Source organism: Pseudomonas sp. P4_C4 (assembly GCF_056402055.1).
Map to the genome: position 1 here is coordinate 1 of NZ_JBFUID010000123.1, position 3,780 is coordinate 3,780.

General features: G+C 65.7%; 1 protein-coding gene. It reads left to right on the forward strand.

What is annotated here, in order from left to right; all coding sequences use genetic code 11:
• On the forward strand, window positions 1-3,780 hold a 3,780-nt coding region (locus tag AC1DXW_RS30785; protein WP_477760895.1), incomplete at both ends, for a beta strand repeat-containing protein.

Here is a 3,780-nt window from a genome sequence, read left to right on the forward strand (position 1 = left end):
GTGCTCAGCTTCGCGACGGGCAATGCGGCCGGCGCGGTGCAGGAAGACACCACGCTCAGCGTGAACGGCCAGTTCAGCGCGGCCGACATCGATCACGATGCCACGGCGACCTGGAGCATTGCGGGTACGGATACGGGCACCTACGGTTCGATCGCCGTCGATAACACCGGCAAGTGGACTTACACGCTGGCCAATGGCACCGATGGGGTCGCCAGCGAGGTGCAGTCGCTGAAGGCGGGCGAGAGCCACGATGACGTGTTTACGGTGCAGGTCAGCGACGGCCTGGGCGGCGTGGACACCCAGCTGGTGACCGTCACCATTATCGGCAGCAACGACGCGCCAGTGCTCAGCTTCGCGACGGGCAATGCGGCCGGCGCGGTGCAGGAAGACACCACGCTCAGCGTGAACGGCCAGTTCAGCGCGGCCGACATCGATCACGATGCCACGGCGACCTGGAGCATTGCGGGTACGGATACGGGCACCTACGGTTCGATCGCCGTGGACACCACCGGCCAGTGGACTTACACGCTGGCCAATGGCACCGATGGGGTCGCCAGCGAGGTGCAGTCGCTGAAGGCTGGCGAGAGTCACAACGAAGTGTTCAGCGTGCAAGTCAGCGACGGCTTGGGTGGCGTCGACACCCAGTTGGTGACCATCACCGTCACCGGCAGCAACGACGCGCCCGTGCTCAGCTTCGCGACCGGCAACGAGGCCGGCGCGGTGCAGGAAGACATCAAGCTCAGCGTCAGCGGCCAGTTCAGCTCGGCCGACATCGATCACGATGCCACGGCAACCTGGACCATCAATGGCGCGTCGACAGGCACCTACGGCGCAATCGCCGTGGACACCACCGGCCAGTGGACCTACACCCTGGCCAATGGCACCGACGGCGTTGCCAGTGCGGTGCAGGCGCTGAAGGCGGGCGAGAGTCACAACGAAGTGTTCAGCGTGCAAGTCAGCGACGGCCTGGGCGGCGTCGACACCCAGCTGGTGACCGTCACCGTCACCGGCAGCAACGACGCGCCGGTGCTCAGTTTCGTGACAGGCAATGAGGCGGGCGCGGTGCAGGAAGACACCACGCTCAGCGTCAGTGGCCAGTTCAGCTCGGCCGACATCGATCACGATGCCACGGCAACCTGGACCATCAATGGCGCGTCGACAGGCATCTACGGCGCAATCGCCGTGGACACCACCGGCCAGTGGACCTACACGCTGGCCAATGGCAGCGATGGAGTCGCCAGTGCGGTGCAGGCGCTGAAGGCGGGCGAGAGTCATGATGACGTGTTCACGGTGCAAGTCAGCGACGGCCTCGGCGGTGTCGACACCCAACTGGTGACCATCACCGTCACCGGCAGCAACGACGCGCCCGTGCTCAGCTTCGCGACCGGCAATGCGGCGGGCGCGGTGCAGGAAGACACCACACTCAGCGTCAGTGGCCAGTTCAGCTCGGCCGACATCGATCACGATGCCACGGCGACCTGGACCATCAATGGCGCGTCCACCGGCACCTACGGTTCGATCGCGGTGGACACCACCGGCCAGTGGATCTACACCCTGGCCAATGGCAGYGACGGAGTTGCCAGTGCGGTGCAGTCGCTGAAGGCGGGCGAGAGTCATGAGGACGTGTTTACGGTGCAGGTCAGCGACGGCCTCGGCGGCGTCGACACCCAGCTGGTGACCGTCACCGTCACCGGCAGCAACGATGCGCCAGTGCTCAGCTTCGCGACGGGCAATGCGGCCGGCGCGGTGCAGGAAGACACCACGCTCAGCGTGAACGGCCAGTTCAGCGCGACCGACATCGATCACGATGCCACGGCGACCTGGAGCATTGCGGGTACGGATACGGGCATCTACGGTTCGATCGCCGTGGACACCACCGGCCAGTGGACTTACACGCTGGCCAATGGCAGCGATGGGGTCGCCAGTGCGGTGCAGGCGCTGAAGGCAGGCGAGAGCCATGATGACGTGTTTACGGTGCAGGTCAACGACGGCCTCGGCGGCGTCGACACCCAACTGGTGACCGTCACCATTACCGGTAGCAACGACGCGCCCGTGCTCAGTTTCGCGACGGGCAATGCGGCCGGCGCAGTGCAGGAAGACACCACGCTCAGCGTCAGTGGCCAGTTCAGCTCGACCGACATCGATCACGATGCCACGGCGACCTGGACCATCAATGGCGCGTCGACAGGCACCTACGGCGCAATCGCCGTGGACACCACCGGCCAGTGGACCTACACCCTGGCCAATGGCAGCGACGGCGTTGCCAGTGCGGTGCAGTCGCTGAAGGCGGGCGAGAGCCACGATGACGTGTTCACGGTGCAGGTCAGCGACGGCCTCGGCGGCGTCGACACCCAGCTGGTGACCGTCACCATTACCGGCAGCAACGACGCGCCCGTGCTCAGCTTCGCGACCGGCAACGAGGCCGGCGCGGTGCAGGAAGACACCACCCTCAGCGTCAATGGCCAGTTCAGCTCGGCCGACATCGATCACGATGCCACGGCGACCTGGACCATCAATGGCGCGTCCACCGGCACCTACGGTTCGATCGCGGTGGACACCACCGGCCAGTGGATCTACACCCTGGCCAATGGCAGCGACGGCGTTGCCAGTGCGGTGCAGTCGCTGAAGGCGGGCGAGAGCCATGATGACGTGTTTACGGTGCAAGTCAGCGACGGCCTGGGCGGCGTCGACACCCAACTGGTGACCGTCACCATTACCGGCACCAACGACGCGCCGACGGTGACGGCGGCAGAAGTCGAAAGCGGGGCGGTAGCCGAAGACGGTACCCCGCTGGCCAGCGGCAGCTTCGCCTTCGGCGACGTGGACCTGGCCGATGACGCCCATGTGGCCAGCGTGAGCGCGCCAGCCAATGCGCTGGGTACGCTGGTGGCCACCGTCAGTGACGAGAGCACCGGCGACGCGGTGGGCAGCGTGGGCTGGACCTATACGCTGAACAACAGCGCGGCGCAGTACCTGGCCGCGGGCCAGACCAAGACCGAAGTGTTCACGGTGACGCTGACCGACGACGTCGGGGCGACAGTGACCAAGGACGTGACGATCACCATTACCGGCAGCAACGACGCGCCGGTGCTCAGTTTCGCGACCGGCAACGAGGTCGGCACGGTGCAGGAAGACACCACCCTCAGCGTCAGCGGCCAGTTCAGCGCGGCCGACATCGATCACGATGCCATCGCCACTTGGAGTATTGCCGGGCCAAATACCGGCACCTTTGGCTCGATCGCGGTGGACAGCAGCGGCCAGTGGACCTACACCCTGGCTAATGGCAGCGACGGGGTTGCCAGTGCGGTGCAGTCGCTGAAGGCGGGAGAAAGTCACAACGAAGTGTTCAGCGTGCAGGTCAGCGACGGCCTGGGCGGCGTGGACACCCAGCTGGTGACCGTCACCATTACCGGCAGCAACGACGCACCCGTGCTCAGTTTCGCGACCGGCAACGATGTTGGCGCGGTGCAGGAAGACACCACGCTCAGCGTCAATGGCCAGTTCAGCTCGGCTGACATCGATCACGACGCCACGGCGACCTGGAGCATTGCGGGTACAGATACGGGCACCTACGGTTCGATCGCCGTAGACAACAGCGGCCAGTGGACCTACACCCTGGCCAATGGCACCGACGGGGTCGCCAGTGCAGTGCAGTCGCTGAAGGCGGGCGAGAGTCACAACGAAGTGTTCAGCGTGCAGGTCAGCGACGGCCTGGGCGGCGTCGACACCCAGCTGGTGACGATCACCGTCACCGGCAGCAACGACGCGCCAGTGCTCAGC